3 protein-coding genes and 1 pseudogene are annotated in these 5,922 nt (G+C 59.0%); all 4 read right to left on the reverse strand.

Features of this window, described 5'->3' with window-relative positions:
* Positions 1 to 168: pseudogene (locus A3AI_RS49825) on the reverse strand (IS256 family transposase); the annotation flags it as partial.
* A gap of 564 nt (positions 169 to 732) precedes the next feature.
* On the reverse strand, positions 733 to 2,307 hold the full coding sequence (locus tag A3AI_RS0141540; protein ID WP_024521090.1) for a porin: 1,575 nt from the start codon (positions 2,305 to 2,307) through the stop codon (positions 733 to 735).
* Between the two features lie 1,333 nt (positions 2,308 to 3,640).
* The gene (locus A3AI_RS44905; protein ID WP_024521091.1) at positions 3,641 to 4,507 is read right to left on the reverse strand and encodes a Crp/Fnr family transcriptional regulator; all 867 of its coding nucleotides are present in this window, start codon (positions 4,505 to 4,507) and stop codon (positions 3,641 to 3,643) included.
* A gap of 521 nt (positions 4,508 to 5,028) precedes the next feature.
* The coding region (locus A3AI_RS0141550; RefSeq protein WP_024518519.1) for an electron transfer flavoprotein subunit alpha/FixB family protein at positions 5,029 to 5,922 on the reverse strand (894 nt) is incomplete at its 5' end.

Consider the following 5,922-nt stretch of genomic DNA (forward strand, 5'->3'; position numbering starts at 1 on the left):
CCGGCCGTCGGGCAGTGTCAGCTCGGACGTGCTGGCCAGAAACGTGTCGACCTCGATCTCGACCGCCCTGGCGAGCAGGTCGCGCGCCCCGGCGCGGAGGATATCGGTCAGTGGATCGTCAACCGCGGAGGGCTGACGAAAAGCAAAAACGTTGGTAGTCTCGGTCATGGCGTATCGCTCTCCTTGAGGTTCTGGCAGGCTCGACACCCGCCTCGATACGCCGCCTCTCTCAACCCGTCATCACCCAGTTTCGGCCATAGCTCCCTGATCAAGGTCCGCCGCCACAACGCAATATGGTGGCGCGGCATACGTCGCATCCCAATTGATGCGCAGCACCAAATTCCGCTGCCTTAAAACCTTTAGCTGCGGACCGTTGTCGACCAGATAGCCGCCGCGCACATTTTCAGATCAAGTGCGGTGATGGTTCCAGTATCACGCACGTTGCAAACCGCGGGTGCCGTGGAAGCTGTCTAATATTTCCGGCTCCAATTACAGCCGCGCTAGCTCGCATGAACAACGTTGCGCGGCAATTTACAGCGGCAGCAGACAGACTTGATAGAGACTGCTGCGGTCCTCCCGCTTCGGCGATCTGCTGGGTGGGCCAGAACCGCGGAGCGGCGCTTCAACTCACTTGTGATAGGCACATGTAGAGTTGCGGCAAAGTGAAAGAGTCCTCGGGGGGCATCGCCGAGGACTCAAAGTTCACATGGAGTGATAAGTGCTTTTATGGTCTCAGAAGTTGCGCTGAACCCGAATGTCGAGCGAAAGCGCGTTTTGGTCGTGGAAAGTCCAGTTCTGGACTGGCTGGGGAGCGCCCGGCGAGAAGGTCGAGAAACCGCTGAAGTTCTGATGCAGGTGGAACAACTGGATTTCACCCGAGAGCGTCAGGTTCTTGACAGGAGTCCACCGCGTGACCGTGCCGATCATCGCAGCACCGAAGTTCGGGTTGCAGCTGTATGTCGCCCCGAGCCCTGGGTGAGTGACGCCAAAGGCCGCGCAGAATTCAGCAGCCGCGGTGCCGTCGTACTTCAGCCAACCAGCACCGCCGTAAACGCCGGTCGACCAGTGGGGATCCCAGTTATGGTTGTAGCCGCCCCGAACGCCATAGGCTGTAGTCAAGTGGATAGCACCATCGCCGCCGAACGCCGTCGGCAGATAGACACCATCGCTGGTGGCGCCGAATCCGTAACTACCGCTGGGACCGAACTGACCGGGCACCCCGCCGAGCATCGCGAACGAGGGGGAGTTTGCGGAGGTAGAAATCACCTGCTTGGTCTGTCCTTTGGCCCAAGTTGTGTCGAACTTGATGTCGTCGCCTGGGCCAGTCGGGAGATTCCTGATCTGGAAAGCGGCCATCACGCTACCGCCGAGCTTGGAGTCCGGATGACCTGACAGCACCGAGTCGGTCAGAGCTGTCGCGCCCGAAACGGGAACACCCCCGGCACCAAGCACATTGTAAGTGCCGCCAACATGGTGCAGCGAGCCCGACAGCTGGAACAGGCCCCAAGCCTGATCGACGCGGATGTTGCCGTTAAGGTCAGGCCACACCCAGCCCTCGTACGCATTCGTGCCCAGCCCACTCGCGCCAATCCCTAGAGCGAGGTTGTACAATGGTGTGCGGTCATACTGCGTTGGATCCTCCAGACCAATCGTAGCCGAGACTCCGCTCCCGAACTGCGCCTGATATTGGATATTGTTCACGCCCGTAATGCTGTCCTGCCCCCCGATCAGCCAAGCAGTGTTATTGGCGGGATAACCACCCCACGGGGTTTGAAATGCCGAGACCGATCTTCCAAAGGTGAACCCGGCAAATTGGATGAAAATGAGGTCAACGTATGCGTAGCCGCCCCCGGCCCCCATGAGCAGGTTGGTATTGAAGCCGCCTAGGGAAGCCGGCGCCGCACCAAGAGCTGATGGATTGGTAGTACCGAAGTTATTAAAGTCAAAGTAGGCTTGGCTAAACGTGCGGACGACACCGTACTCGGTGGCGGTGCGAGTATCAACGTTGAACACGAAGCGCGAACGGGCGGTCAACTGATCGGCGAAGCGATTGCCCTGAGCCAAGTCGCCCGACCAGGCCGGCCTATGAGAGCCGCCACCGTTGAGGATGGTCTCAGCCCGCACAAAGCCGCCGAGCTTGATACAGGTATCGGTACCGGGAATATACCAAAATCCGGCTCCGTAGAGAGAGCAGATTCTCACGTATTCGACCGCCTTGGCCTTCACGGGAAGGTCGGCCGCTTGTGCCGCAGCCATGGTAAAAAGGCTCGCTGCTGAGCCGAGCATCAAGCTCTTAACCAATTTCATGTAATCCCCTCCTAGTTGCCTCATCTCCGAAGCGGCCGGCTCAACACTTCCGATGACCGACCGCTCTCCCCCCAAACAACCCGACCGACGACCATGGCGTTGAACCGCCAAGTGATCGCTCTGAAACGATCGGCATCGCGCCGCGCGGAGGACTCCGCCCTTCGCGTAACCACGGTGACAGATCGCGTCAGTGAAAGGCGTGTGAACTTGGTACGGAACGAACAATCGTCAGCGGTTGCTAATTAGATTGTGCTCATATTGAGTCACAAAGGTGCGCTGTGTACCGTCTTTGGGTATCTTCACACCCGTTGAAATGAGCTGCTGACTTGGAGGCCGGTGGCAGACTGCCCGCCCCTCTTTTGGAGATCCTCCATTCTGGTTGCTTGGCTCACCTGCAGAGGCTCTATGGTTGTGCGGCCCCCATTACCGGAGAAGAATATTGTCAGGGTAGTGCCGCCGAATCAGTTCGGGGATGGGTATGGCAGGCGTCAGGCAATGGTCCGTGCGTTCGAGAGCCTGGTCGCGTTGTCGAGCGCCTTCGACCTGTTCTGCGGCAAGAGACTCGTTGTGGTGATCCGATCTTTGCCGCCGGTGTTATATCGGCAGGGCAGATTCGGGCTTCTGGCGATATGCGGACGGCCAGCACCCCGACGATGACTTCTGGCGGCATAAGGAGATTGCAGCGGCCGGAGGGCGGCGCCGGCCTTTTCCCACGGGCAGCCGGTGCACACCTTCGACGACTGCGGATCACCTTCACCGGGTTGTTGCGAAGCGGGCTTGGTCCGCACCGCGGCGTGTCAATGTTCGGAGCGCTCACGAGAATAATGATCTCGCAACGGCCTGGACCAAAGCCTTCCGTTCGGCATGCCTGAGACAGCTTCAGCTATTCAGACCTCAGGTGCAGACCTCGTTTGCATCAGACCGTTCGTGGGCTCCTGTTCACTATTGACAGTCTTTTGCGTGACGCGACCGTGCGCTGCTGTCGCTTTCATCTTTTGCGTTTCGGAACTTAATTCGGGGATTGGAACAACGGAGCGATCGTTCGCGCCCGCCAGTGAAGCTTCGAAGCCTCGCGAGTGGATACGTCGATCTGTTCTTGACGTTTAAACCCCGATAAAAAACGCAATGTCTCAACTAGCTAACGAGGGACGGTCGATCCACATCGAGACGTTCGATGTATCAGTCGCGCTTTGAGGAAACGCCCGCAGTTCAAAACTCATTGGAAGATGACACTGGCTTACTGGTCAGTTCAACCGCGACGCTGACCGCCTTACTGAGAGCTGCTTACAGATTTCCTACTTAACTTAATTACTCGGATATTCGCAATTCGTAGCTAGAACGGAGTAGATGAATCAGAACGACCAGCTGACCTTTGACTCGCCGATTCACTAGCGACAATCGCGGAGGCATACGCGTCTGAAATGAGCTTGTAGCAGCCGCATGCTCGTTGCTCGAGACATTTGCGATCACCGATCTGCAAAACGCCGCGCATCTTACGAATCAACCCCCGCTCCTCGAATCGAATGAGCGTCTCCGTAACTCCAGCCCGGCGCAATCCCAAGACGGACGAAAGATAGTCGTGGGTGACTGGAAGGACGTGAGCGTCAAGAGCATCACTCGCCAAACAGAGCCAAGTCGCAAGACGCTTTTCGCGATCGTGCCGAACCCCGCATAATCCTGTCTGCGCGCAATGCAAGGTCAGCGCTTGAACGTATTGAACAAAATGATCTCGGATCTCGGGGCGCATATTCATGGCCCGACGCAAATCCTCGACACCGATTCTGTGCGCGCATCCGCGGAAAAGCACGACAGATTGGTGCGTTGAGAGATGTCCTCCTACCAAGAGCGAGACGCCGACCGCTCCCCGATGTCCAATCACCGCCGTTTCAAGAATGCTTCCCGCCGCAACTATCCTCAGCGACACGAGGCCTGATTCGATAAAGTAGACGTGATCAAGGTGCCTTCTCGGCTCTTGCAGAACCATGCGCTCTCTCAGCACGATTGGTTCTAGGAAATCCCCGATCACCGCGAGGTCTTCAACAGACATCCTCGCCAGAATGGCATTCTTAACAAAGGACCGCGTACTGGAACGCACCGCACCAGCCTTGTGTAGAATCGGTTGTGTGCCAGACGCCCGCTTGAGGACCACAACTCCGGAGCTGTCAGGCACTTTAAGGAAGCCAGCTACGTGGTCGGTCATGGTGCGGTCCGTCTCCTGCCATGCACTCTAGTGGGGCAACCCTGTTGACCGTCACGAATTATTGACAAGTAACCGTACCAGCACATCGATCTGGATTCATGCAATGAACGGGCCACAACGATTAAATCCTGCGTCGACCCAGCTTTTTCCGATGAATTTAATCCGATCCGGCATTGCCCATACCAGCCCTGTAAGGGGGCCGAATGCCACCTACCTCGGAGCGGTCAACGGTGCTTTAAAAGCGCGTGGCACCTACTCGTGGCACCTACTCGTAGACGGGACGCGATGAAGCTGAACTCGCACCTCATGCACGATGCGAGGTTTCCATGAACTCAGCCGACTGGACCTTCGCGGACAAGACAAAGCACGAGAGACGATCCGAGTTTCGGGCCAGATTGTACGCCTCGACCGGCGACATTGGAGCATGATCGGCGAAAGTGCACAGCGGTTGCCCGAAAACTCATGCGGTCAAAACGACCTAACGCGATGACGGCCCAAGAGACTCTCCTCGCGCTTTAGGCTTACTTTCCAAGCTTGCCGAGCTCTGCGGTCAGCTCGGGAACGGCCTGGTAGAGGTCCGCGACCAGGCCATAATCGGCAACCTGGAAGATCGGCGCGTCCTCGTCCTTGTTGATCGCGACGATCACCTTGGAGTCCTTCATGCCGGCCAGATGCTGGATCGCCCCGGAAATACCGACCGCGACGTAGAGTTCGGGGGCCACCACCTTGCCGGTCTGGCCGACCTGCCAGTCGTTCGGTGCATAGCCGGCGTCGACCGCCGCACGCGAGGCGCCGACACCGGCGCCCAGCTTGTCCGCCAGCGGCTCGATATATTTGGCGAAATTCTCCCGGCTCTGCATGGCGCGGCCGCCGGAGACGATGATCTTGGCCGAGGTCAGCTCGGGGCGGTCGCTCTTCGCGACTTCCTCGCCGACGAAGGACGACAGGCCGGGGTCAGCCGCAGCCGCGGCATTCTCGATCGAGGCGCTGCCGCCGGCGGGCGCCGCCGCGAAGGTCGAGGTGCGCACCGTGATGACCTTCTTGGCGTCCTTCGACTTCACCGTCTGGATCGCGTTGCCGGCATAGATCGGCCGCTCGAACGTATCTGGCGACACCACCTTGATGATCTCGGAGATCTGCATGACGTCGAGCAGCGCGGCGACGCGCGGCATCACGTTCTTGAAGCGCGAGGTCGCGGGCGCGACGATCGCGTCATAGTTCCCGGCAAGCGNCGCGATCAGCGCGGCCAAAGGCTCCGCGAGATCGTGNGCGTAAGCATCGCCCTCGGCGAGCAGCACCTTCTTCACGCCCGTGAGCTTGGCGGCGGCTTCGGCGGCAGCCTTGGCGTTCTGGCCGGCCACCAGCACGTCGATGTCGGCGCCAAGCGCTGCGGCCGCGGTGAGCGCCTTGTTGGT

It is taken from the genome of Bradyrhizobium sp. Tv2a-2 (assembly GCF_000472425.1).
Classification (GTDB): Bacteria; Pseudomonadota; Alphaproteobacteria; order Rhizobiales; family Xanthobacteraceae; genus Bradyrhizobium.

What these genes read in the sequence shown, in the direction of transcription:
- A3AI_RS0141540 (WP_024521090.1), bottom strand. Translation starts at nt 2,307, where the DNA reads ATGAAATTGGTTAAGAGCTTGATGCTCGGCTCAGCAGCGAGCCTTTTT.
- A3AI_RS44905 (WP_024521091.1), bottom strand. Translation starts at nt 4,507, where the DNA reads ATGACCGACCACGTAGCTGGCTTCCTTAAAGTGCCTGACAGCTCCGGA.